This is a genomic window from Winogradskyella marina (assembly GCF_015645385.1).
GTDB classification, from domain to species: Bacteria; Bacteroidota; Bacteroidia; order Flavobacteriales; family Flavobacteriaceae; genus Winogradskyella; species Winogradskyella marina.
On record NZ_JADOET010000008.1, the window covers coordinates 170709 to 196352 of the forward strand.

Sequence of the window (25644 nt, forward strand, 5' to 3'; positions counted from 1 at the left end):
CATATCAGCTATTCCTTCAGCTTTTGTAAAGACATGACTTGCTATTACAGGACAATTTTGTTCTCTTGAAACGCTTAGAAAAGACGAAATGTGTAATTTTTTACTATAATTTTAACTTCAAAATCTCACTTGTAAGGCGTTTTCTGATTTTAGGGATGCTGAGATGAGTTTTAAATCGTCTAAATCAAATTTAAGCTACTTTTTAGCACTTCTAAGGCTGTTTTAGGTAATTAACAAATGTTGATAATTATCGTCTTCATTCCGTAAAAAGCTTTTAAAAAGCACTTTAAAATCGTATATTTGTTAGTATTCAAAAATGATACAAACGTGTCATTTTTTTTATGTCAATTAGGTTTAGAATTTTCAAGACACTATGTGAGAAAGTTTATTAGGCCGAATCGATCCCGTTGAAGAACGAGGTCTCATTAAAAATGACAAAAAAGAACTAAAATTTATTCAAGATAATGAGCGAAAAAAGAGAAGAATTTAACAAGGATAATTATTCCGCAGACAGTATTCAGGCTTTAGAAGGTATGGAGCATGTGCGTATGCGTCCTTCCATGTATATTGGAGATGTAGGCGTACGTGGTTTACACCATTTAGTTTATGAGGTGGTTGATAACTCTATCGATGAAGCTTTAGCTGGTCACTGTGATAATATTTCCGTAATTATTAATGAGGATAATTCTATTACCACAGAAGATGATGGTCGTGGTATTCCTGTAGATTTACATAAAAAAGAAGGCGTCTCTGCATTAGAGGTTGTAATGACTAAGATTGGTGCAGGTGGTAAATTTGATAAAGATTCTTATAAGGTTTCTGGTGGATTACACGGTGTTGGTGTGAGTTGTGTAAATGCATTATCTGAGCATTTAAAAGCTACGGTTTACAGAAAAGGAGAGATTTGGGAACAAGAATATGAGCGTGGTAAAGCCATGTACCCTGTAAAAAAGGTTGGTGATACCGATAAAAGAGGTACGATTGTAACCTTTAAACCAGATCCAACGATTTTTACACAAATATTAGAGTATAGCTATGATACATTGGCAAGTCGTTTACGTGAATTAGCTTACCTTAATAAAGGGATTACAATTCATTTAATAGATAAACGTCATAAGAAAGAAGATGGAGAGTTTGAAGGCGAAACATTTCATTCTGAAGAAGGATTAAGTGAATTTATCAAGTTTCTCGATGGCAACCGTGAGCCTTTAATGAAAGATGTTATTTCTTTTGAAGGTGAAAAAAATGGTGTGCCTGTAGAAGTTGCTATGGTTTATAATACCTCTTATGCAGAAAATTTACACTCGTATGTAAATAATATTAATACCCATGAAGGAGGAACACACCTTTCTGGTTTTCGTCGTGGTTTAACGCATACACTTAAAAAATATGCTGACGAATCTGGTATGTTAGACAAGTTAAAGTTTGATGTGTCTGGTGATGATTTCCGCGAAGGTTTAACTGCTATTGTATCGGTAAAAGTTCAAGAACCACAGTTTGAAGGGCAGACCAAAACCAAATTAGGAAACCGTGAAGTTTCAGCCGCTGTAAGTCAGTCGGTTTCTGAAATGCTAACAGATTATTTAGAAGAAAATCCTGAGGATGCTAAAACCATAGTTCAGAAAGTGATTTTGGCTGCTCAAGCACGTCATGCAGCTCAAAAAGCTCGTGAAATGGTACAGCGTAAAACCGTAATGAGTATCGGTGGTTTACCTGGGAAATTATCAGATTGTTCTGAGCAAGATCCTGAAAAATGTGAAATCTACCTAGTAGAGGGAGATTCTGCAGGTGGAACAGCAAAAATGGGTAGAGATAGAAATTTTCAAGCCATTTTACCATTAAGGGGTAAGATTCTTAATGTAGAAAAAGCGATGACGCATAAGGTTTTTGAAAATGAAGAAATTAAAAACATGTTTACGGCTTTGGGTGTTACCATTGGTACCGAAGAAGATAGTAAGGCTTTAAATCTTTCAAAATTAAGATACCATAAAATTGTGATTATGTGTGATGCCGATATCGATGGTGCGCATATTGAAACTTTAATCTTAACCTTCTTTTTCCGATACATGAAGGAGTTAATTGAAAAAGGGCATATTTATATTGCTACACCGCCTTTATACTTGGTGAAGAAGGGAGCGAAAAAAGAATATGCATGGAATGATGAAGAGCGATTTGCTTTAATGGAGCAGTATGGTGATGGAGCAAAAATACAACGTTATAAGGGTCTTGGAGAGATGAATGCCGAGCAACTTTGGGATACTACAATGAATCCTGAGTTTAGAACATTGCGTCAAATCCATATTGATAATGGAGTAGAAGCAGACCGTGTATTCTCTATGTTAATGGGAGATGAAGTGCCACCACGTAGAGAGTTTATTGAAAAGAATGCTGTTTATGCTAATATTGATGCTTAAATAAGTTCACTTATAAACAAAAAAAAACGCATTTTAAAAATGCGTTTTTTTTTGCTTAAAAATCAAATCCTAGTGAGAATTGCCAAACTCTATTTTTAGGACTTCCTTCGTCGTAAATATCACCTAATCCAAGATGGTATCGCACGCCTAAACTTACACCCGAATCGGTTTTAAATCCGCCACCAAAGTTCATTCCCCAATCAAAACGGCTGGGTTCAAATTCTTGTTCGGTATCAAAAAGGTTAAAGCTACTGTCAAACTCTTCTTTATGAGAGATGGCGAATCCAACCTGCGGTCCTGCTTCTAAAAAGAAATTGTCTGAAGGGTAGATTTTTAAAACTAAGGGCAAGTTAATGTAGTTTAATTTCTGTGTAAATGTGCCACTATTGTCTTTTACCTCATACCCTTGTTGCGAATACAGTAATTCCACTTGAATGGCAATATGCTTAGAGGCAAAAGATTCGCCATAAAAACCAACGTGAAAACCATGGCGTTGACCAGTTTCACTATCTTCATCAAAACTTACAGCCGCTAAATTATAGCCAAACTTTAAGCCGGCATTAGATTTGTTTTTATAAGTGTCCAAACTATCTTGTGCCTGTAGTGTGCTCACGATACACAAAGCTGTAAATAGAGTTAAAATTGTATTTTTCATGATTGTGTTATTTTAAATATTAGTTTGTTAATTATTATTTTCCGCCGTTAGCTCTTAAATCATCTATACAAGCGCTATCTAGGTCTGGGGCAGAGCTCATATTAACCATAGCATCTAGCCCTGTTGAAGATTCCGTAGCCCAAAACATAAGGCAATCTTCATCGTCACAATGCTTAGGATGTTCGGTATCTTCATGCGCAGTTTCCATTGGTGTGCCTAGATTGGTGAGGCCGAGAATATGCCCAAACTCATGAGTGATTACAGTGGTTTCTAATAGCGTTCGGTCGGGTTCAAAAGGACTATTACTCAGATTCTGAATAGTGGCTTCATAAATTACAAACGAGGTATTCCAATACGCGGTGCCTAAAACCGAATTACTATCCGTATTAGAGGCAGATTGGCCATCGGCAAAAAAGACCCAAAGCGTCAATTGGTTTTCGGTATTGTAATTGTTACGATGCGCAATTTCAATATCCGCAATATCTTGAACCGTATAATTTTCAAAACCTGGGGATGTAATTGCTCTTTTTTCAACCGTAATTCCATTAGGCTTATAAGTTCTGTCGTCTATAAAAGAAATAAAATTAGCAATACTCGCATCATTAGGTTCAAAGCCGTCTGCATAAACAAGTTCTATAAGAAGACTTGTAAACGTGTTGTCTGATAAAAAATCATGCGCAGAACTTCCTGTGGCCTGCCTGTTGAGGTTAACCTCTGTATTTTGGTTTTCTGAGATGGTCTCAGCGTTTTCTTTAGAGCAGCTCGCTACCAAAACGAATCCTAAAAATGCGACTAAATAGTTGTAAATTTTCATTGTATTTAATTTTATAAAAGCAGCTACACCTAATGTAGCTGCTTTACCATAACATGTACGAAACTAATGCATCATTGGATTTATATTTGGGCTAAAACCAAGGTTACTGCAGCATTTGTAGTACTCTGTAGGGAAATTGTATTTTCAGAATAACTTGTTACTTCCCAAGTGTTATTTAATAATTCAAAATTAGCGTTTTCAGAAAACGTTAATGAAATAAAAACATCGAGTTCTGAAGCTACTTCATAAGTTCCGTTAACTTCCGAAATTGCTGAGTTTGTGGTGTGCACTGCGGTAATTGTTAAATCATTAGCGAAATTTAAAGTATAGTCGCTAAACTCATTAGCAGTATCTACCCCAGCAGTTACAAAGGCATCAATGGTATACACACCTTCAATTAAAATAGATTCTATGTCTTCAGCTTGGTCCTCGGCATCTTCCATATCGTCATCCATAGCAATACACTCAATAATTTGCGCTTCTAAATCGGCATCACTTGTAATTTCTACAACAGTGTCGCTATTTAATGTCGCAGTGATAGGGTAGTTTACGGAAAAGAAAGCGGCATCGTCAAAATTATTCATGTAGGCGTATAATTGTTGTTCAGATTCAATAACAACACTTCCTGTTTGCTCTATATTAGCGTCATAAGTTAAAATGGTTATTGGAAAATCAATGTCTAAACAATTTATAGCACTTTCTGCTTCGTCTTCGGCAGTTTCACAAGCTTCCATTAATTCGTCAAATTCAGATTGATTGGTGACAATAACTTCTGTATAATTGCTTAATCTAACTGTTATCGGAAATTGAAATACAACGCTGTCATCATCATTTGTAAATTCGCCAATAATATCTAAAACTAAGCTGTAATCTGATTCCGAAATCAAGGTTACTTGCGTGTTATTAACCGTAGCAGTTACAGGTAATAATACGGATGAACAAGACATGCCATCTAAAAAGTCGTCAAAACTACCATCGTACATAGCAGAACGTTCTAGGTTACTTGCGGTTGTAGAGTTGGCAGAATTGGTGTTTGGGTTGTCGCCATTTTCACTGTCAATTTCATCTTGACAAGAAGTGAAAGCTAAAGCAAACATACATACTAATGCGGTTAAGAATTTTGAGGTTTTCATACTATTGATTTTTTTTGGGTTATACATTTTAAAACTTAAATAGCGTGTTTTACGCTTTCTATAGTTAAGACCCTTATGTGCCTGTTTACCCTACGATTTTTTTAAATATTTTATTAATTCAGTTGTAGTTAGTTGATTATTAGTGTGTAATAATTTGATTTTTTTATGTTTATTTTTGCGCCTATAGTCTTGTAATTCTATTTTATGAGTAAATCATTGTCTAAACTCTGTGAAGAGAAACACTTCAATTCATTTTATTTACATCACGTTCAAGCGCTCAGTAATTTTGCCTACTATAAATGTGGAGACAAAGCACAGGCTCTAGATTTGGTGCAAGATGCTTTTGCAAAAGTATGGGAAAATTGTGCTCAGGTCGATTTTAATAAAGCGAAATCCTATGTGTTTACCACGGTAAATAATTTGTTTTTAAATGTGGTTAGGCACCAAAAAGTAGTCTTGTCTTACGCTAAAGCATCGCCCTATTTAGACAAAACAAATTTAAACCCAGAATACCTTTTAGAAGAAGAGGAATTTAAAAAGAAACTACAGTCTGTAATTACAGGTTTGAGTGATGAACAGCGCGAAGTTTTTTTATTAAACCGAATAGAGGATAAAAAATATAGAGAAATCGCCGAGTTACTCAATATTTCTCAAAAAACCGTTGAAAAACGAATGTCAGGCGCACTTAAAGCCCTACGAGAAAAACTGGATGATGTAAATATTTAAGAAAAATTAGAAACCTTTTGTAGGGTAAACATCAGTTGGCGTGTCTTATTATAGAATAGCTCAAAATCATGAATAAAGAAAGCGACATATTAAAATGGTTTAATGGTGAAATTTCTACGGAAACCATAAAAGAACGGTACCCTAATGAGGACTTTTCGAGTTTAGAGAAATCACAGTTTTATGCCAAACAATTTGAAGTTCCTCAAATTGATGCTCAAAAAGCTTTAGAAGACTTTAAAAAGCGACCTTTAGGAAAGGATAGTACCAAGGTTATACCTTTAAATTTTAAATTATTTATAAGAATTGCCGCTATTTTAGTAGTGATGCTTGGGGTAGGTTATGCGTTGTTTTTTAATAATACAACGACCTACTCAACCGCTATAGCACAAACCGAAGTTTTAAATCTACCAGATGATTCTGAGGTCATTTTAAATGCTAAATCTCAATTGCAATTTGATAAAAAAGATTGGAAAAAAAATAGAAATTTAGATTTAGATGGTGAAGCTTTTTTTAAGGTTACTAAAGGTAAAAAATTTACAGTACATACCGATGTTGGGACAATACAAGTGTTAGGAACACAGTTTAATGTAAAAGAACGTGACAATTATTTTGAAGTGCAATGTTACGAAGGGTCGGTGCAAGTAGCCTATAAGGATAAGAAAACAATATTAACGCCTGGAAAAACGTTTAGAGTAGTTAAAGGTGAACAAATTGTGGTTAAAGATTTTAATTCTGAGAATCCAGCTTGGTTAGTCCAAGAGTCTAGCTTTGATAATGTACCGCTTTGGCAAGTTATAGATGAATTAGAAATTCAATACAATATGGTTATTTCAGCCGAATCTGTAAACACCTCTAGTTTATATTCGGGAAGTTTTACACATAATGATAAAAATATTGCCTTACAGTCGGTAACTATTCCTTTGAAATTGAGTTATAAAATAGAAGGGAATAAGGTTGAATTCTATAATTATGAGTCTCAATAAAGTACTTTGCATTTTAGGTTGTTTTGTCCTCAGTTTTGCTACAAATGCACAAACTGAAGCACAAATAGCATTGGCTGATTTAATCCCAGAATTAGAGGCTAAATTTGATGTAAAGTTTTCTTATACCTCAGAAGCAGTAAACCATATAGTTGTAGAACGACCAAATGATGAAGCGTCCTTAACAACGATTATTTCTGACCTGAATGCGACCACTTTATTACATTTTAAGTTTTTAACGGAACGTTATATAACTATTTCTACCATTGAAAAAACAATTAACATTTGTGGTGTTCTAAAAACAGTGGATACGATACCGCTTTACGGTGCATCTGTATATGTTTCAGGCTATACTAAAGGCGTGGTAACCGATGAAAATGGCAAATTTACTTTGAATGATGTTGAAGTGGATGCGACTATTACTATATCTTATATAGGATTTGAAACTAAAATGCTTGAAGCCCTGTCCTTACGAGGGCAAAAAGATTGTTTCATTATAACAATGACGGCCAAAAGTGAAGTTCTTGACGAAATTGTAATTTCAAAATTTTTAACTACCGGTTTACAACAGCGTGTAGATGGTAGCACACAATTAAACACGGAACAATTTGGGATTCTTCCCGGACTCACTGAGCCCGATGTATTACAGTCTATACAAGCTTTACCAGGTGTAGAAAGTTTGAATGAAAGTATCGCAAATATAAATGTGCGTGGTGGTACTAATGACCAAAATTTAATGTTGTGGGATGGTATAAAAATGTATCATTCAGGACACTTTTTTGGTCTTATTTCGGCATACAATCCCTATTTAACAGAGAAAGTTATCGTGACAAAAAATGGAACTTCTAGTGCTTTTAGTGATGGGGTTTCTAGTACTGTAAATATGTTTACTAAAGATGAGGTTAATGAGACGTTCTCTGGAGGTTTTGGTGCAAATCTTATTCATGCCGATGCGTTTTTTGAAGTGCCAATTAGTAAAAAAATAGCTTTGCATGTGTCGGGCAGACGTTCATTTACAGATGTGTTTAATTCGCCAACTTATGAAAATTATTTTGAACGAAGTTTTCAAGATAGTGAACTCACAACTAATGGCGAAGATATCAATGAGGTCGCTACAGCTTCGGATTTCTATTTTTACGATTATACGGCGAAGTTGTTATATGATTTAAATGAAAAACATCAGTTTAGAGCTCAGGTCATTGGGATTAATAATAACCTCGATTATGAAGAAAGTTACACCAACAATAGTAATGAAACCGAATCTAAAACCAGTAATTTAAAACAGACAAACTTAGGTTTTGGTGGCGATTGGGAAGCGCAATGGGGAGCGCGATTTCAAACCCATTTAAGCGCGTATTATTCAAAGTATAATGTAGATGCTATTGATTATCGAGTAGAAACTGACCAAGAATTAATTCAGGCCAATGAAGTGCTTGAGACCGGTATAAAACTAAAAGCAAACTATAAGATTCACGATAATTTAAATGTTTTAAACGGCTATCAATTTACGGAAGTTGGTATCCTCAATGCGACTACAGTAAGTAATCCGGTTTATAGTCGTACCAAAAAGGATGTCCTTTTAAATCATGCCTTTTTTAGCGAAATAGAGTTTAAAAATAAGACCTTATTTGTTAGAGGCGGCGTACGTGCAAATTATTTTCAGAAGTTTAGTAAGCTTATCATAGAGCCCAGACTGAATTTGCACTATCAGTTGTTTAATAATTTTGCGATTAAATTTTTAGGGGAGTTTAAAAACCAATCTGCAACACAAATTATAGATTTTCAAGATGATTTCTTAGGAGTAGAAAATAGACGGTGGATTTTAGCAGATGAGCAAACCATACCTATTTCAGAAAGCAAACAAGGTTCTTTCGGTTTTCAGTATAACAAGTATAATTTTGTGGTGGATATAGAAGGTTTTTACAAAACGGTGGAAGGTATTACAGTATCTAATCAAGGGTTTTATAATAATTTTCAGTTTATAAATGCTATAGGAAATTACACGGTAAAAGGTGTAGAGTTCTTAGTGAATAAAACAGCGCATAAGTACAGCACATGGCTAAGTTATACTTATAGTGTTAATGATTATGGATTTAAAACATTAGAGCCTTCTGTATTTCCTAATAATGCCGATTTAAGACACTCAGTATCCTTAGCATTTAATTACGATATCTTGCCTAATTTTAAAGCTTCAATAGGAGGTATATGGCGATCCGGACAACCCTTTACTAAACCCGTGGAAGGTAATGAAACCGTGCAAAGTGGGAATAGTACTTTTGTAAATTATGACAGCCCAAATAGCGAAAACTTAGAGGATTTTATGCGCTTAGATGCCTCATTGAATTATTCATTTAAGCTGAATGATAATGTACAAACCTCAATAAAAGTTGGTGTTATTAATGTATTGGATCGGAAGAATACGATTAATACATATTATAAGGTAGATCCTAATGATAGCAATAGTGCTATTCGAATTAAAAAGGAATCATTAGGGTTTACACCAAACATTAGTTTTAGATGTAATTTCTAAGACGAATGACGGCTGCTTAACTTAGTGTTAATCAGTTATTTTATATATTTGTTAACAATAAAAAAACTTAACCTTATGAAAAAATTAGCTCTGTTTATCATCTTATGTGCATGTACCATCAGTGTTAAAGCACAAAACGATATTGACGTATTGCTTGCTGGCGGTATTGAAGATGCACAACGTTTTACAAACGATTATTTAGCTCCTGGCACTAACGGGGTCATGCATAGTATGAATGCCAATTGGTTTAATTCGGCAAAAGTAAAACCCTTGGGCGGCTTTGAAATTTCAGTAATGGTTAACGCCTCTTTGATTAAAGATGAACATAAAACGTTTAATTTAAACACTGCAGATTACAATAATGTAGAATTTGTTCAGGGACCGAGTTCACAGTTGGTGTCTTCAGTTTTAGGTGAAAATAATCCACCTATATTTGTTGAGATTGAATACGAAGATCCTGTATTTGGAAGTCAAACTACGCAGGTTGAATTGCCAGAAGGCATTGGGTCTAACAGTGCAAATCTGTTGCCAACAGCATTTATCCAAGGCGCCTTAGGACTTAGTAATGGTCTTGAATTAAAAGCAAGATTTGTTCCTAAATTTGAAAATGAAGATGTGAGTCTAAGTATGTATGGAGCAGGTTTGCAAATGGAAATTACAGATTGGTTTCCAACGAGTAAAATGTGGCCAGTGGCACTTTCGGGTTTAGTAGCTTATAGTCATTTAGATGGTTCTTACAACCTCTTGGAATCTTCTGGGATAGACGGCGAAAACCAACGTTTAGAAAATAATACCAATACGTGGTTATTTCAGGTACTGGCATCCACAAAATTACCAGTTATTAATTTTTATGGTGGAATTGGTTATATTAAAGGAAAGTCTGAATCAGATCTATTAGGCGATTATAGAGTGACAGATGGTATATTCTTTACTGAAACAATAACAGATCCGTTTTCTGTGTCGAGTGATGTCTCTGCGGTAAGGGGAACTATTGGCACAAAATTGAAACTAGGTTTTTTTAGACTTAATGCAGAATATCATTTATCTGAATTTGATGCATTTTCTGTAGGTGTCAATTTTGGATTTAGATAATTGAAGTATAAGCCTATAAATTAACAAAAAAGCACAAGATTTCCCCTTGTGCTTTCTTCGTTTACAGTATTTTTATTTGTAAATTTACAGTCGTATTTAACACCTAGTTTCATATTAAAAAAAACCTATATAACTTGAAATGCGTTGTTGTGCTACTTTTTATAAGAATAAAAATAGTGCATAGCACATTTCATTCGACATTAATTTAAATAAAAAAAAACAAATGAAAGTTACCGTAGTAGGCGCAGGCGCAGTAGGCGCAAGTTGTGCAGAGTATATTGCAATTAAAAATTTTGCTTCAGAAGTTGTCATCTTAGATATCAAAGAGGGATATGCTGAAGGAAAGGCCATGGATTTAATGCAATGTGCTTCTTTAAATGGTTTTGATACAAAAATCACAGGAAGTACAAATGATTATTCTAAAACAGCAGATAGTGATATTTGTGTAATTACTTCAGGTATTCCGCGTAAACCAGGAATGACACGTGAAGAATTAATTGGAATTAACGCAGGTATTGTAAAAACAGTATCATCTAGTTTGGTAGAGCATTCACCAAATACAATTATCATCGTAGTGAGTAACCCTATGGATACCATGACCTATTTGGTACATAAAACTACAGATTTACCAAAGCATAAAATTATCGGAATGGGTGGAGCTTTAGACTCTGCACGTTTTAAATACAGATTAGCTGAAGCATTAGAAGCTCCAATTAGTGATGTTGACGGTATGGTAATCGGTGGTCATAGTGATAAAGGTATGGTGCCATTAACTTCACATGCGACAAGAAACAGTATTAAAGTATCAGAATTTTTAACTGAAGAGCGTTTAACTCAAGTTGCAGAGGATACTAAAGTAGGTGGAGCAACATTAACAAAATTATTAGGAACTTCAGCTTGGTATGCACCAGGTGCAGCAGTAAGTGGACTAGTTCAAGCCATTGCATGCGATCAAAAGAAAATATTCCCTTGCTCTACATTGTTAGATGGAGAATATGGCTTAAGTGATTTATGTATAGGTGTACCAGTTGTATTAGGTAGAAATGGTATTGAAAGAATTGTTGACGTTTCTCTGAGCGATGCTGAAAAAGATCACATGAAAGCAAGTGCTGAAGGTGTTAAAAAAACTAATGGTTTATTAGAATTATAGGCCATTGAATATATAACAAACACGAAAACCTTACTGACATAATTTTGTTGGTAAGGTTTTTGTTTACTTACAATAAATAAAAAAATAAAATTTATGAAAAAAATATTATTACTAAGTTTAGCTTTAATGTTGAGTGTTGTTGCAGTAGCACAAGACAAACTTAATGAGGGAGTTTTAATTGCAAAGCAAACGATGTCTAGCGATAACGAGCAGATGAATGCACAATTACAAGCTATGGGAGATTCGCAAGCTACAACCTACTTTAAAGATGATAAGTCACGCAGTGAAACAAGTAGTCCTATGACTGGTGACATGACTATAATTGTTGATGGTACAGAAAAGCAAATGCTAATGTTATTAGATCAAGGGATGGGTAAGAAGTATATGTTGCAATCTTTTGAGCCAAGCGAAGTAGATTTAAAGGACGTAAGTGTAGAAAAGGGAGATGAAACAAAAACCGTAATGGGTTACGAGTGTCAACAATACTTTGTAAAAATGAAACAAAACGGACAAGATGTAGAGATGCAAATGTTTACAACAGAACAAATTTCTGCATTCAGCCACAATACGACAGCAATGGGAGGTAAGATTAATGGATATCCGCTTTATTTCATTATGACTATAAACCAAATGGGAGCAAATATTGTAGTGACATCAGAAATTACTGAGATTAAAGAAGAGTCGGTTTCAGATGATAAGTTAAGCCTAACTCCACCTGAAGGGTACACAAAAATGGAAGGTATGTAATCGGTTTATACTAAACGATATAAACGTTATACGAACTGAAGTACTCTCAATATTTATTGGGAGTATTTTTTTGTCTATATTTGGCGCATGAAAACCAAACTGCATTTTGGGCTAATAATTTTACTCTTAGCGTTTTTAGGAACGTACTTAGAGCAAAATACGCTACCCAATCAACAGATTGTAATTCAATTTTCTGATGACGATATTTCTACAAAAGACACAGAAAATGCTATTGAAGTTATTCAAAATAAACTCGAAAGTATTGGTGTTACACACATTCAAATAGGTCAAAAGAACGACGGAGAACTTAGAATAATTTACCATAGCACTACTGCTGTAGAGCACATTCAGAATGCACTTTTTAATGTTGAAGATGTAAACATTGCCTACAATTCAACCGAAAATCATACCAATAATTTTCCCGATCATAAAAACCATAAAGATTACGAACTTAATATTACTGAAATTAAGACAAGTAATAATCTTAATTGGGATTTTGAGCGAACTCAGGTTGTAGAAGTTAATCAGAAAACAGACCGTTTTTTATACCATAAGACGCATAGTTCTGGTAATCAATTTCAACATATTGAAAATAATTTTACCATCAAGCTTGCTGTTTGTTTTAGTCGAACAACGACGATCGTAACAGACAATAATTCTTATATCATTCCTGAAGTTAGAGCAGGACCAATCGTATAAATGGAATTATATCATCTGAAATAAATTCCACATCACTTCACATAGCTTTTATCAATCATAAAGCTAAAAAATCAATTTATATAAAAACATTGTCGGATTATAGCGTAAACTCTATATTTGCGCGATTAAAAAATTTCGACATTAAATAAAAATAACAATGCAAAACAAAGGAATAATTAAGCTTTTTGCACTTCTATTTGGTTTGGTAAGTATTTATCAATTATCATTTACTTTCAAAGCCAATCAAATTGAAGATAACGCAGAAGCAGCAGCAATTTCAAAAATTGCTGATACAGAAGAAGATTATCAAACAAAAAGGAATTTAGAAACGATTAATTATTTAGATTCTTTAAAAACGTCAAAAGTTCAAGTTGGTGATAACTTTGAGTCTATAGGTGTTTACGATTTGGGTATTGCAGAATACACCTATGCTGATGTAGAAAATAATGCTATGAACCTTGGTTTAGACCTTAAAGGTGGTATTAATGTTATACTTCAGATTTCAGTAAGAGATATCTTAAAAGGCTTAGCAAATAATAGTAAAGATCCTATTTTTAATAAAGCGTTAGATGATGCTGAATTATTACAAACAAACGCACAAGAATCTTACTTGGAGTCCTTTTTTAGAGCCTTTGATGCTATTAAAGGAGATACAAAATTAGCGTCGCCAGATATTTTTGCAAATCGTACGTTAAGTGACGAGATTAAATTTGATATGTCAGACAATGAAGTTAAAGGCATACTTGAAACAAAAATTGATGAGTCTATCGTTTCGGCATTTGAAGTATTACGTAAACGTATCGATAAATTTGGTGTAACATCTCCAAACATTCAACGTTTAGGGAACTCTGGTCGTATTCTTTTAGAGTTACCTGGAGCTAAGGATATTGAGCGTATTAGAGATTTAGTAACAACTACAGCTCAATTAGAATTCTGGGAAACTTATAAAACGGAAGAAGTTTTACCTTATTTAATGGAAGTTAACCAAAATTTGGTTGAAGAAAATAAGAAAAACGAAGCTACGAAAGAGGTTGCAGATGTAACCGAAAATGAAGAAGACGTAACCTCTAGTGCAATTGACGAATTAACAGGGCAAATAGAATCCGATTCTACTAATGTTGCTGATATTAATCCATTAGGTATTCAAGGATACGGAAATGGTGGTTCTGTTGTTGGTATGTTCTTAGCGAAGGACAGAGATAAGGTAATGGAGCATTTAAATTCTTCAAAAAATAGAGCAGCTTTACCAGCAGAAATGCGATATGTAAAGTTTGTTTGGGGACTTCAGAATGAAGATTCTGAATTTTCAGAATTGTACGCTATTAAAGGTAACAGAGATGGTGAACCTCAATTAAGTGGAGATGTAATTACTAGTGCAGATCAAGATTACGATCAATTAAGTAGACCTGCAGTAAGTATGCAAATGAATTCTAAAGGAGCTAGAATTTGGGAAGAAATGACCAAAAAAGCATACGAAACTCAAGGGTTTATTGCTATTGTTTTAGATAATACAGTGTATTCTGCACCAAGTGTATCATCTGGTCCTATTGCAGGAGGTAGATCTCAAATTTCTGGATCATTCTCATTAACTGAAGCGGTCGATTTAGCCAACGTTTTAAGAGCTGGTAAATTACCTGCTTCTGCACAGATTGTGCAAGCTGATGAAGTTGGACCATCACTTGGTCAAGAAGCTATTGATAGTGGAATGAAATCCTTCCTTATTGCTTTAGTATTTGTATTACTTTGGATGATTTTTTACTATGGTAAAGCAGGTGGTTTTGCAGATATCGCATTGTTATTAAACATCTTACTAATCTTTGGTGTCTTAGCAAGTTTAGGAGCTGTATTAACCTTACCAGGTATTGCAGGTATTGTATTAACGATAGGTATATCGGTCGATGCAAACGTACTTATTTTTGAGAGGATTAAAGAAGAGTTAGCCAAAGGCAAATCGCAAAAAGAATCTATTAAAGATGGTTTCTCTAATGCCTTATCTTCAATTTTAGATGCAAACATTACAACAGGTTTAACGGCTTTAATTCTATTTGTATTTGGTACAGGACCAATTAAAGGATTCGCAACCACATTAATCATTGGTATTTTAACATCGCTATTTACAGCAATTTTTATTACGCGTTTATTAGTAGATTGGTATGTAAATAGAGGAGGTAAATTAGATTTCTCAACAAGTATTACTAAGAACTTATTTACAAATGTAAATATCGATTTCTTAAAAAAGCGTAAGATTGCTTATGTGATTTCAGGAATAATGATTGTAGGAAGTTTAGGATCATTGTTTACAACTGGATTAGATGAAGGTATTGATTTTGTTGGAGGACGAACATACCAAGTGCGATTTGCACAAGATATGAGTGTAGAAGAAGTTAAAACCGATCTTCATGGAGTATTTGAAAGTGCAGAAGTAAAAACCATTGGAGGACCAAATCAATTAAAGATTTCTACAAAGTATAAAATTGAGGATAGTTCTATTGAAGCAGATGAAGAAGTTCAGTCAATGTTGTTTACGGCATTACAGAAATATCTACCAGAAGGTATGACTTACCAACAGTTTTTAGATGGTTCAGGTGATGAGAAAATAGGTAAAATGATGTCTAGTAAAGTAAGTCCAACTATTGCCGATGATATTAAAAGTGCTTCGGTTTGGGCTATATTAGGGTCGTTAGTCGTTGTATTCTTATATATCTTGTTTAGATTTAAGAAATGGCAATTCTCTCTTGGTGCTGTTGCTGCCGTTTTCCATGATGTATTTATTGTATTAGGAATTTATTCTATAACATGGAGATTTATGCCATTTAGCATGGAGATTGACCAGACGTTTATTGCGGCAATCTTAACAGTTATTGGTTACTCTCTGAATGATACCGTTGTAGTATTTGATAGAATTAGAGAGTATTTTAATGAAAACTTAGGTTGGAAATTTGATACAACCATTAATAAATCTATAAATAGTACTATTAGTAGAACATTAAATACATCGCTAACAACTTTAGTAGTGTTATTAGCCATGTTCTTATTTGGTGCAGATTCGCTTAAAGATTTATTATTTGCCTTAATCGTAGGTGTTATAGTTGGTACGTACTCTTCAGTATTTATTGCAACACCAATTATGTACGATACAGCTAAAAAAGGTAATGCAACTGAAGCGCTTAAGGACAAAGCGAAAGACGAAGAGCTTGAGGAAGCTTAAGCTTTAAATTATAATTAGAATGACACACTCAGCGTAAGCAAAGTGTAGTTTAAATATCAAAAATGCCTTTCTTAATTGGAAGGCATTTTTTTTTGTTTACAATGCTAAAACGTTACGTGGTTATAATGAGGGATATGTTTTTGTATGTCTTAGTGTAAAATCCATAGTGTTGGATTCTCCGAGTTGAATAAAAGCCTGATAAAGTCTACTTCATACGATATCCTGTTTTTTTAAATACAATGCGTATGAGAAGCTGGTTACTGGTTGTAAGTCGCTATTCTAATGTCGGTTTGATTCAATTATAAGTCCTAATCTTATGTGCTAGAATAGGCCTCTAGTTAAGGAATAGTATCACAAAATTGTATAATTAGAACTATTAAAAAGATTCTATACCTTAATTATTGAATAAATAAGGAAAGTGCAATAGAGCGTTACTCTATAGTTTCAAAAGAAATCTTGTCACCAACTGCCAATTGCCAAGCATCAGACAATCCTCCGTTAATCTCTAAAACATATTTCGCAGGAGCCTCAGAAGGTAGTGATGTTTCATCCATAGGCTTTGCATTTTTTTGAAAGCTCACTATGGTTTTAGCTTCGTCTATATAAATAATGTCTAAAGGTATTTTAGTATTTTTCATATAAAAACTACGCATTTGTACATTAGGAAATATAAACAACATACCGTGGTTAGTTTCAAGTTTATCTCTATACATTAACCCTGTTTGGGTTGAATATTCGTCATCTGCAATTTCAATATCTATAGTTTTTATTATAGAATCAGAATCTGCTTTTTTTAACGTCAGTGTGCCTTCCTTTTTAAAGGTAACAACAACTTTGTCTGTAGAGATTGTTTTCTTTTCCTCTTTACAAGATGAAAACATCACTAGTGCAAAAACAATACATAAAGATTTTAAAACGAGTTGAGTACGCATTAGTTCAATTTTGTTTTAGGTTTATAGATAAACATAAAGTATAATCCTATTAATATAAACGGAATACTCAACCATTGACCTGTATTCAATACCCAATCCGCACGCTCTATATTCTGTGCTTCTTTTACAAATTCCACAAAGAATCTTACGGTCCAAAGCAATACTAAAAACAGTCCGAATAAAAATCCTTGTTGTTCCGATTTTTTAGTTTTCCAATAGAAATAAAAGAGGATTAAAAAGACAAAAACATAGCAAAAGGCTTCATATAATTGCGCCGGATGTCTTGGTGCAGTTTCGCCTAATTGTTTAAATACAACACCAAAATCACTTCCTGTATATTTTCCTATAATTTCAGAATTAATGAAATTTCCGATTCTTACAAATACAGCACCTAATGCAACAGGAATTACAACACGATCTAAAATCCAGAGTACTGTTTTGTGTAATACCTTTTTATTGTAAAGAAACATAGAAATTATCATTCCTATTGCAGCGCCATGACTTGCTAAACCTTGAAAACCGGTAAATTCAAATCCGCCAGTAAACTTGAATGGTAAAAAGATGCTAAAAAAGTCTTCGGAAATTAATTCTGGTTGGTAGAAAATTACATGACCTAATCTTGCTCCAAGCATAATACCTAAAACCGAATAGATAAATAAGGAGTCTAAAGATTCATCAGTTTCCCCTTCATTTCTATAAATGCGCTTTGTAATGTAGAAGCCTAAAATAAAGGCTGCTATCCACATTAGACTGTAAAAGTGAAGTTTAAAAAATCCTAAATCAATAAACTTTATAGGATCCCAATCCATCTGTAATAAAAACATAGTTAATTCTCTTTATGCCGTAAATATAATATTTTGATACCGATTGAAAATGAGATTAACGTAATATTAATCTTCTTTTGGAGGAACAGGATCAAAACCTTTGCCGCCAAATGGATGACAACTAAAAATCCGCTTTACAGCTAACCAACCTCCTTTAAAGAAACCATGAACTTCTAATGCTTCTTTAGCGTAATGAGAACAAGTGGGTTGATATCTGCACGTCGCAGGTGTAAACGGTGAAATTACGGTCTGATAGATTTTAATCAGTAATAAGAAAGGATATGTTAGGATTTTTTTGATGTGAAAGTATGTTAATTTGTTTGTTGTTGAGTCGTTTGTTGCAAAAACAGGTTACGGTTTAGTTGTAAAAAAGCTTTTGCGGAGTGCATTGATTTTATTTGTTATCGATTCGATATCTTTTCTCATAGTCTTATATGAATCTTCAGAAATAAATCCTAATTCCTTTGAAATTATAGATTGATTTAAGAGTTCAATGGCCGAACTATAAGAAATAGTCATAAAGTGTGCTTTGTCTTTTTTTGTTAATCTAGAAGTTCCTTCTGCTAAATTTGAAGATACGGAAACTGAGCATCTTCTCATTTGTGAGGTCAATCCAAATTTTTCTTCTTTTGGAAATAAATCAGTTGTTTTATATGTTTTGATTGCTAATTGAATTGACTCTTGCCAAACTTTTAATTTTTCGAATGAATAAACATGCATGGTTTCAGGTTTTAGGTTAGAAACATCAATTTAATCATTATTTTTTAGAGAGAAGTCCTACTGTTAGTTGTTTAAGTATTAAGTTGTTCCGTTCAATATGTGAATTGAGTTTTTATGTAAACCTTCAACTTAACAACTTAACAACTTAACAACTTAACAACTTAACAACTTAACAACTTAACAACTTAACAACTTAACAACTTAACAACTTAACAGTTTAAAAAGTAAAAGTAGTTCCCTCCCTACTATCTTTAAGTTGAATTCCTGCTTCAGCTAATTCGTCTCTAATTTTATCAGACAGCGCAAAATCTTTGTTTAATCGCGCTTCTTTTCTAAGCGCAATTAAAATTTCAACAGCACTAGTCAATTTATCACTACCTGTACTTTCTTTTGAAATATTTACCAAACCGAGGATATCAAATACAAAAGCTTCTACGGTTTCTTTTAAAGTAGCCAAGTCTTCTGCTGTTATACTAGCACTACCATCTTTAATTTGATTTATTATTTTCACGGCTTCAAAGAGTGAAGCAATTAAAATAGGAGTATTAAAATCATCGTTCATGGCATCATAGCATTTCTGCTTCCAATCAGATACATTAAATGAAGATGACGAACTCGTTTTTAGATTGTCAATTAAACCTATAGCATCCATAAGTCTATGAAACCCTTTTTCGGCAGCAGCTAAACCATCGTCTGTTAAATCTAAAACACTTCTGTAAGATGCTTGCATTATAAAAAAGCGCACTACACTTGGATTATACGCTTTAGACATAATATCATTATGGCCAGAAATTAGTTCAGCCGGATTAATATAATTTCCGGTCGATTTACTCATGCGTGCTCCATTAAGTTCTAACATATTAGCATGCATCCAATATTTAACTGGTGCTTGTCCTTTTGCTGCTTGATTTTGAGCAATCTCACATTCGTGATGTGGGAATTTTAAATCCATTCCACCACCATGAATATCGAAAAACTCGCCCAAATATTTTGTGCTCATGGCTGTACATTCTAAGTGCCAACCAGGAAATCCATCACTCCATGGAGAAGGCCAACGCATAATATGTGTCGGTTCCGCTTTTTTCCAAAGTGCAAAATCTTGTGGGTTTCTTTTATCACTTTGGCCGTCAAGTGCTCTCGTATGATGAATTAAATCTTCTAGTTTTCGCTTGCTTAAAATACCATATTCGTTAGACTCATTGTATTTGTGAACATCAAAATAAACAGAACCATTTACAACGTAAGCAAAACCATTATCTATAATAGATTGTATTAATTCTATCTGCTCAATAATATGTCCTGTTGCTGTTGGCTCAATACTTGGTGGTAAAAAATTAAAAGTATTTAATACATTATGAAAATCTACGGTATAGCGTTGAACGATTTCCATAGGTTCAATGGCTTCTAATCGTGCTTTTTTTGTGATTTTATCCTCACCTACATCTGCATCGTTTTCTAAATGGCCAGCATCTGTAATATTACGCACGTAACGCACTTTGTAGCCGAGATGTTTTAGGTAGCGAAAAATCATATCAAAAGACATAAATGTTCTCACATTTCCTAAATGAACATTGCTGTAAACAGTAGGTCCACAAACGTACATGCCAACATAACCGTCAGTTATAGGTTGAAAAACTTCTTTTTCACCGGTAAGTGTATTGTATATTTTTATTTGCTGATTACTGTATAGGTGCATATCGTGGGTCGTTTGATGTAAAGGTGTTAAGTCGATTGAATAGGAGGAACATTTGATTAAATTACTTTAAAAAATGATTTCTTAACGCATTAATTTTATTGGTTATAGATTCGACATCTAATCTAATATTTTTATAATTTTCATCAGAAATAAATTTTAGTTCTTTTGAAATTATAGCCTGATTTAATAATTCTAAAGTAGAACTATATGCCATGGTCATAAAATGAGCTTTGTCTTTATTTGTTAATCTAGCTGTGCCTTCAGCTATATTTGAAGAAACTGAAACTGAACTACGTCTCATTTGAGAAATTAATCCAAATTTTTCTTCTTTAGGAAATAGGTCTGTTGTTTTGTACGTTTTTACTGCTAATTGAATAGCTTCTTTCCAAACTTCTAATTTTTCAAATGAGTATAAATGCATAAGTATTGTATTTCAACTTAACAACAAACGGCTTAACGTCATACAAAACTAGTTAGAAATGTGTTTCCAGCTTAATATAGTCTAAAAGTTCTCGGCGTGTTTCTTTCGCTTTGAATTGGCCACCAAATTCTGAAGTTACAGTGCTACTTTCAATATCTCTAATACCACGAGAATTAACACACAAGTGTTTTGCGTCAATAACACAAGCAACGTCTTCTGTCCCTAATACCTCCTGAAGTTCTTTTACAATTTGAATGGTTAATCGTTCTTGAACTTGTGGGCGTTTAGCGTAATAATCTACAATTCTATTCATTTTAGAAAGACCTACTACGGTTCCGTTAGAAATATACGCAATATGAGCTCTTCCTACAATTGGAAGTAAATGGTGCTCACAAGTAGAATACACTGTTATGTTTTTTTCAACAAGCATTTCACCATATTTATACTTATTGTCAAATGTTGAGGCGCTAGGTTTTTTGTTAGGATCTAAGCCACCAAAAATCTCATTAACAAACATTTTAGCAACTCGGTTTGGCGTGCCTTTAAGGCTATCGTCATTTAAGTCTAAACCTAATGTTTCTAATATATGTTTAACATCACCTTTGATGCTTTCTATTTTTTGGGTGTTTGAAAGCTTAAAAGCGTCAGGTCTCAAAGGAGTTTCGCTCGATGATCCTATGTGGTCATCTCCTAAAGCATCAATATCGTTAAAATCACTTTCGATTTTCATTGCAAATTTGTTGTTACCGGTTTTTAAAAACGAGATGCAAAGATAAACAATAAAAATAGTTTCATTAAGGTAGGAGTTTTATAATTATAGCTGTTATATAAGTAAAACCGTTAAAACGCCAATATCCTTGACGAATTAACTATCGGTTTCCTAAAATTTTCTTAATTTTCGAAATTCTAATATTCTGAATAACCTATGAAAAAATTACTCTTTATTTCTGCGTTGATACTGATGCCTTTATGTGTTTTTAGTCAACAATCAAATCATAAAAATCCATTACCATTAGCAAAATATGAGGATAACGTTAAATTGCCATTAACTGCTATTGAGCGAGCTCAAATCATTGAAGCTTATGGGGATTCTGCGGAAAAACTTGTTTTTAGTAAACCAAATCGACTTAAAAGTATAAAACACATTCTTAGAAATAGGGTCGTAATTAAGTTGATTACTAATGAAAATGAAAAGAAGCCTTGTCCTAAATTATCGGAGATGGCTGAGGCAGTTGGTTTAGATTATAGTCAAGAAGAAGCTTTTAATCCTAACAATTTTAATCCTTTAAAATACGGATTAAATTTTTATTCACGATCTGCAGCGATGTATCAAGTTGATGATACAAATTATTACATAATTGTAAAGTCTCAATATCAATAAAAATATACTCTGAATTCGAGTGATATATCTATTATTAAAAGGGGGAATGATTAATTGCGAAAAACATTTGTCCCTTTATAACAATAAAATTAATCCTATGAAATATTTATTTACCCTAATCCCTCTATTATTTTCATCGCTTCTATTGGCTCAAGATATAAATATGCAAACAGCAACAGTTAACCAATGTGGTGGTGTTTTTTATGATTCGGGTGGTGAATTTGGTAACTATGACAATGATGAAGATTTTGTTTTGACGATTTGTCCTGAAACAGCAGGTCAGAAAATCAAAATTGACTTTATAACATTTACAACCCAATTAGGTGCGACTCCAGATGTAATGGAGATATTTGATGGAGACTCTGTCGCAGCAGATTCCTTTGGTCAATTTTCAGGTACAAATAGTCCTGGATTAGTACAGGCAACACCAGACAATACGTCTGGTTGTATTACAATTCAATTTATTTCAAGTGATTCTGGAAGTGTAGACGGATGGGAAGCAAATATTTCATGTTTAACACCATGTCAGACCATTAATGCTCAGTTAGATTCAGCGAGTCCAACCCCTAATTCAGATAACTATATTTGGGTTTGTCCAAATGAAGAAATTACTTTAACGGGAAGTGGTGATTTTTCTATCGATGGAACTGGTGCGACGTATGAATGGGATTTAGGTGATGGCACTACGGCAGCAGGTCAAACAGCAACATTTTCGTATCCAGATCCTGGAGTTTATATCGTGAATTTAAATATACGCGATGCAAATACATCAATAAACCCGTTAGGGTGTGAAAACAATAATTTAATAAACCAAGTAATTCAAGTTGCCACCGAACCAGATTTTACTGGTACTCAAGCGGCCAATTCGATACTTTGTTTTGGTGAAAGTACAGATATTATTGGGGAAGTTGAAGCCGTTGAGTTTATTAATGACTGTACACCTCCTGTGAGTGGTGTAACGTTTTTACCAGACGGAAACGGAGTGAGCTATGAAACGTCTATAACTGTAGATTGTTATGATTCTGATCAAACACTAACAGACCTTAGTCAATTAGAAAGTATTTGTGTAACGATGGAACATTCCTATTTAGGAGATTTGGATATTGAAATAATTTCACCTACAGGACAAGTCGTAAGACTGCATGACCAAGGTGGTACTTCAGCTAATTTAGGTGAGCCTTGGGCAACAGGTACTGTTGATGGTGAGAGTAGCAATACAACACCGGGAAGAGGTTATCAATATTGCTTTGTGCCAGATGGAGGATTTCCAACTTTGGTTGGAGGTATTCAAAGCGGTGGAGAGTTCGTAGATGGAGATGGTCCAGATACTTATACAGATTCTTTCGTGCCTGCAGGTAATTACAGTTCAGTATCTCCTTTGGATGGTTTAATTGGTTCAGATTTAAATGGCGACTGGACAATTAGAATTATCGATAATCTTAGTGCCGATAACGGTCATATTTTTGCATGGAGTATTGAGTTTGATCCAAATCTTCAACCTCCAGAACTTTCATTTACACCTACAATTACTTCTGAGGCATGGGATACGGATCCAACAATAACAAATACAGCAGGAAACATTATTACAGTTCGGCCGCAAACTGCAGGTCAATTTTGCTATACTTATAGAGTTACTGATGATTTTGGATGTGAATACACAGAAGAGGTTTGTATAGATGTGTTGCCAGAGTTTATTACTGAAAGCCCAAACGATTTATATGTATGTGACACAGGGACTCCACCTTATATTTTTAATTTAGAATCGAATACAGCTGTGGTTCTTGCGAGTGCCACAAATGCCTCCAATCTCGTGGTGACATATCATAATTCCCAGGCTGATGCAGATACAGATGCAGCGTCTATCGCAGATTCAGGAAATTATACAGGAACAGATGGTGAAACGATTTATGTTAGAATTGAATATTTAAATACTGGATGCTATGAAGTATTCCCTTTTACATTAAATGTAGCCGGTCAACCTACTATTAATCCAGTTTCAGACTTAGAGTTATGCGACGATACAAGTAACGACGATTCTGCAACTTTTGATTTGAGTTCACAGACCTTAGGAATTTTAGGATCTCAACCATCAACAGACTTTACGGTAACCTACCATTTAAGTTTTGCAGAAGCAGATTCAGGAGATGGAGCTTTACCATCAGATTTTACCAATACAGAAAATCCGCAACCGATATTCGTGAGAGTAGAGAGTTCAGGAGATTCTGATTGTTACAATGCCTCAGCGACGGCACTTTTCAACTTAGTAGTAAATGACAGAGCACTAGCTACCACACCAGATAATATGGAAGTTTGTGATGATGTGAGTAATGATGGTTTTGCAACCTTCGACTTAAGTAGTCAAGAAGGAGCTATTTTAAACGGTCAAGATTCTACAATATATAATGTTTCGTTTCATATTTCGCAAGATGACGCTGACGACAACGCAAATGCTATAGCAACCAACTATACAAACGCAACAGCTAATTTAGAAACCATTTATGTTAGAGTAGAAGACCCAGCGTACCCAAGTTGTTATAGCACTACAAGCTTCGATTTAATAGTAAATGCCCTACCAGATGTTGTGGCAGTAACACCATTGCAAGTATGTGATGATGATACTGATGGATTTGTAGGCTTTCCACTAAGTGATAAAGAAGCAGAACTGTTAAACGGACAAACAGATGTAGCTGTGTCTTATCATGAAAGCTTAGTAGGAGCAGAGACAGATACTGTTGAGATATTTGATGGTTACATGAACACAACGGTAACCAATCAAACCATATATGTACGATTAGAAAACACCATTACCAACTGTTATAATGTTAATAGTCTTATACTCGAAGTTTTAGAAAACCCAATAGCTAACACCACAACACCGTTAGAGGTTTGTGATGACAATACAGATGGAATAGCCGAATTTGACCTTAGTGTAAAAGATGCAGAAATAATAGGATCTCAGACAGGTATGATCGTCAATTACTACGATAGCCAAGCCGATGCAGAAGCAGGAGGAAGTCCATTACCAACCAATTACACCAATACTCAAGCAGGTGCTCAAGAAATAATAGCACGTATAGAAAATGCTACAACAGGCTGTTATGCCACAACACCACTTCAGTTAATTGTAAATCCAAAACCGTTAGTTTTAGATGTCACCAACTATGAGTTGTGTGATGACAATACACCAGGAGACGAAGAAGAGACTTTCGATTTATCTACAAAAACAGCAGAGATTTTAGGAGCGCAAGTCAATGTTACTGTCAGTTATTATGCCAATGCAGCAGATGCAAATACTGGGACTAACCCAATATTAGGATCTTATTCTAATACCAGCAATCCACAAACTATAACAGCAGTTCTTACTAATACTATAACGGGTTGTACATCACGTCTAAATTTTGACATCATCGTTAACCCTTTACCAACCGTAATCGCACCAACAGCATTAGAAGTCTGTGACGATGGCACACCAGACGGTATAACAGAAATGGATTTAAGCCTTAAGAATAGTGAGATCACAGG

21 protein-coding genes are annotated in these 25644 nt (G+C 34.2%); 11 read left to right on the top strand and 10 right to left on the bottom strand.

The features are described from left to right. The first annotated feature begins 464 nt into the window (after positions 1 to 464). Positions 465 to 2414, top strand: coding sequence for a DNA topoisomerase (ATP-hydrolyzing) subunit B (gyrB, locus tag ITJ86_RS11070; protein ID WP_195871698.1), 1950 nt, complete (start codon positions 465 to 467; stop codon positions 2412 to 2414). Positions 2415 to 2469: 55 nt separating this feature from the next. On the opposite strand, the gene ITJ86_RS11075 is transcribed toward gyrB, so the two are convergent. The 3 genes from ITJ86_RS11075 to ITJ86_RS11085 all read right to left on the bottom strand — a co-directional run bounded on the left by ITJ86_RS11075 (position 2470) and on the right by ITJ86_RS11085 (position 5016). Further along, the gene (locus tag ITJ86_RS11075) at positions 2470 to 3069 is read right to left on the bottom strand and encodes a porin family protein (RefSeq protein WP_195871699.1); all 600 of its coding nucleotides are present in this window, start codon (positions 3067 to 3069) and stop codon (positions 2470 to 2472) included. Positions 3070 to 3103: 34 nt separating this feature from the next. Further along, a complete protein-coding gene (locus ITJ86_RS11080; RefSeq protein ID WP_195871700.1) occupies positions 3104 to 3883 on the bottom strand; it encodes a zinc metalloprotease in 780 nt (259 codons plus the stop codon). 80 nt (positions 3884 to 3963) lie between these two features. Then, positions 3964 to 5016 carry a hypothetical protein gene (locus tag ITJ86_RS11085; protein WP_195871701.1) on the bottom strand — a complete coding sequence of 351 codons (1053 nt, stop codon included), beginning with the start codon at positions 5014 to 5016 and terminating at the stop codon, positions 3964 to 3966. Positions 5017 to 5220: 204 nt separating this feature from the next. Here ITJ86_RS11085 and ITJ86_RS11090 point away from each other — a divergent pair, with 204 nt between their 5' ends. From ITJ86_RS11090 to secDF, 8 genes are all read left to right on the top strand, one after another. Next, entirely contained in the window at positions 5221 to 5742 is a 522-nt protein-coding gene (locus ITJ86_RS11090) for an RNA polymerase sigma factor (protein ID WP_195871702.1), read from the top strand. Positions 5743 to 5810: 68 nt separating this feature from the next. Continuing rightward, the gene (locus ITJ86_RS11095) at positions 5811 to 6725 is read left to right on the top strand and encodes a FecR family protein (RefSeq protein WP_195871703.1); all 915 of its coding nucleotides are present in this window, start codon (positions 5811 to 5813) and stop codon (positions 6723 to 6725) included. After that, positions 6712 to 9252: a TonB-dependent receptor gene (locus ITJ86_RS11100; RefSeq protein WP_195871704.1), complete on the top strand. Its 2541-nt coding sequence runs from the start codon at positions 6712 to 6714 to the stop codon at positions 9250 to 9252. The genes ITJ86_RS11095 and ITJ86_RS11100 overlap by 14 nt, the downstream gene beginning before the upstream one ends. A 75-nt stretch (positions 9253 to 9327) precedes the next feature. Beyond that, positions 9328 to 10344, top strand: coding sequence for a DUF6588 family protein (locus tag ITJ86_RS11105; RefSeq protein ID WP_195871705.1), 1017 nt, complete (start codon positions 9328 to 9330; stop codon positions 10342 to 10344). Between the two features lie 223 nt (positions 10345 to 10567). Next, positions 10568 to 11494, top strand: a complete 927-nt coding sequence (locus ITJ86_RS11110; protein WP_195871706.1) for a malate dehydrogenase — start codon at positions 10568 to 10570, stop codon at positions 11492 to 11494. 93 nt (positions 11495 to 11587) lie between these two features. Next, entirely contained in the window at positions 11588 to 12241 is a 654-nt protein-coding gene (locus tag ITJ86_RS11115) for a hypothetical protein (RefSeq protein ID WP_195871707.1), read from the top strand. An 87-nt stretch (positions 12242 to 12328) separates the two neighbouring features. Next, positions 12329 to 12940 carry a hypothetical protein gene (locus ITJ86_RS11120; protein ID WP_195871708.1) on the top strand — a complete coding sequence of 204 codons (612 nt, stop codon included), beginning with the start codon at positions 12329 to 12331 and terminating at the stop codon, positions 12938 to 12940. Between the two features lie 157 nt (positions 12941 to 13097). Next, positions 13098 to 16148, top strand: coding sequence for a protein translocase subunit SecDF (secDF, locus tag ITJ86_RS11125; protein ID WP_195871709.1), 3051 nt, complete (start codon positions 13098 to 13100; stop codon positions 16146 to 16148). A 431-nt stretch (positions 16149 to 16579) separates the two neighbouring features. Here secDF and ITJ86_RS11130 read toward each other — a convergent pair whose 3' ends face one another. The 7 genes from ITJ86_RS11130 to folE form a co-directional block, all read right to left on the bottom strand. Further along, positions 16580 to 17080 carry a DUF192 domain-containing protein gene (locus tag ITJ86_RS11130; protein ID WP_195871710.1) on the bottom strand — a complete coding sequence of 167 codons (501 nt, stop codon included), beginning with the start codon at positions 17078 to 17080 and terminating at the stop codon, positions 16580 to 16582. Then, a complete protein-coding gene (gene lgt / locus ITJ86_RS11135) occupies positions 17080 to 17904 on the bottom strand; it encodes a prolipoprotein diacylglyceryl transferase (protein WP_195871711.1) in 825 nt (274 codons plus the stop codon). The genes ITJ86_RS11130 and lgt overlap by 1 nt, the downstream gene beginning before the upstream one ends. A 66-nt stretch (positions 17905 to 17970) precedes the next feature. Then, the gene (gene yidD / locus ITJ86_RS11140; RefSeq protein ID WP_195871724.1) at positions 17971 to 18204 is read right to left on the bottom strand and encodes a membrane protein insertion efficiency factor YidD; all 234 of its coding nucleotides are present in this window, start codon (positions 18202 to 18204) and stop codon (positions 17971 to 17973) included. A 51-nt stretch (positions 18205 to 18255) separates the two neighbouring features. Next, positions 18256 to 18624: a four helix bundle protein gene (locus tag ITJ86_RS11145; protein ID WP_195871712.1), complete on the bottom strand. Its 369-nt coding sequence runs from the start codon at positions 18622 to 18624 to the stop codon at positions 18256 to 18258. A 217-nt stretch (positions 18625 to 18841) separates the two neighbouring features. Further along, on the bottom strand, positions 18842 to 20320 hold the full coding sequence (cysS, locus tag ITJ86_RS11150) for a cysteine--tRNA ligase (RefSeq protein ID WP_195871713.1): 1479 nt from the start codon (positions 20318 to 20320) through the stop codon (positions 18842 to 18844). 61 nt (positions 20321 to 20381) lie between these two features. After that, positions 20382 to 20741 (bottom strand): four helix bundle protein, encoded by a 360-nt coding sequence (locus ITJ86_RS11155; RefSeq protein WP_195871714.1) that lies wholly within the window; start codon positions 20739 to 20741, stop codon positions 20382 to 20384. 52 nt (positions 20742 to 20793) lie between these two features. After that, positions 20794 to 21471 (bottom strand): GTP cyclohydrolase I FolE, encoded by a 678-nt coding sequence (folE, locus tag ITJ86_RS11160; protein WP_195871715.1) that lies wholly within the window; start codon positions 21469 to 21471, stop codon positions 20794 to 20796. A gap of 195 nt (positions 21472 to 21666) precedes the next feature. Here folE and ITJ86_RS11165 point away from each other — a divergent pair, with 195 nt between their 5' ends. Together ITJ86_RS11165 and ITJ86_RS11170 are read left to right on the top strand one after the other, a co-directional pair. Then, a complete protein-coding gene (locus tag ITJ86_RS11165) occupies positions 21667 to 22122 on the top strand; it encodes a hypothetical protein (protein ID WP_195871716.1) in 456 nt (151 codons plus the stop codon). A gap of 97 nt (positions 22123 to 22219) precedes the next feature. Continuing rightward, the coding region (locus tag ITJ86_RS11170) for a PKD domain-containing protein (RefSeq protein ID WP_195871717.1) at positions 22220 to 25644 on the top strand (3425 nt) is incomplete at its 3' end.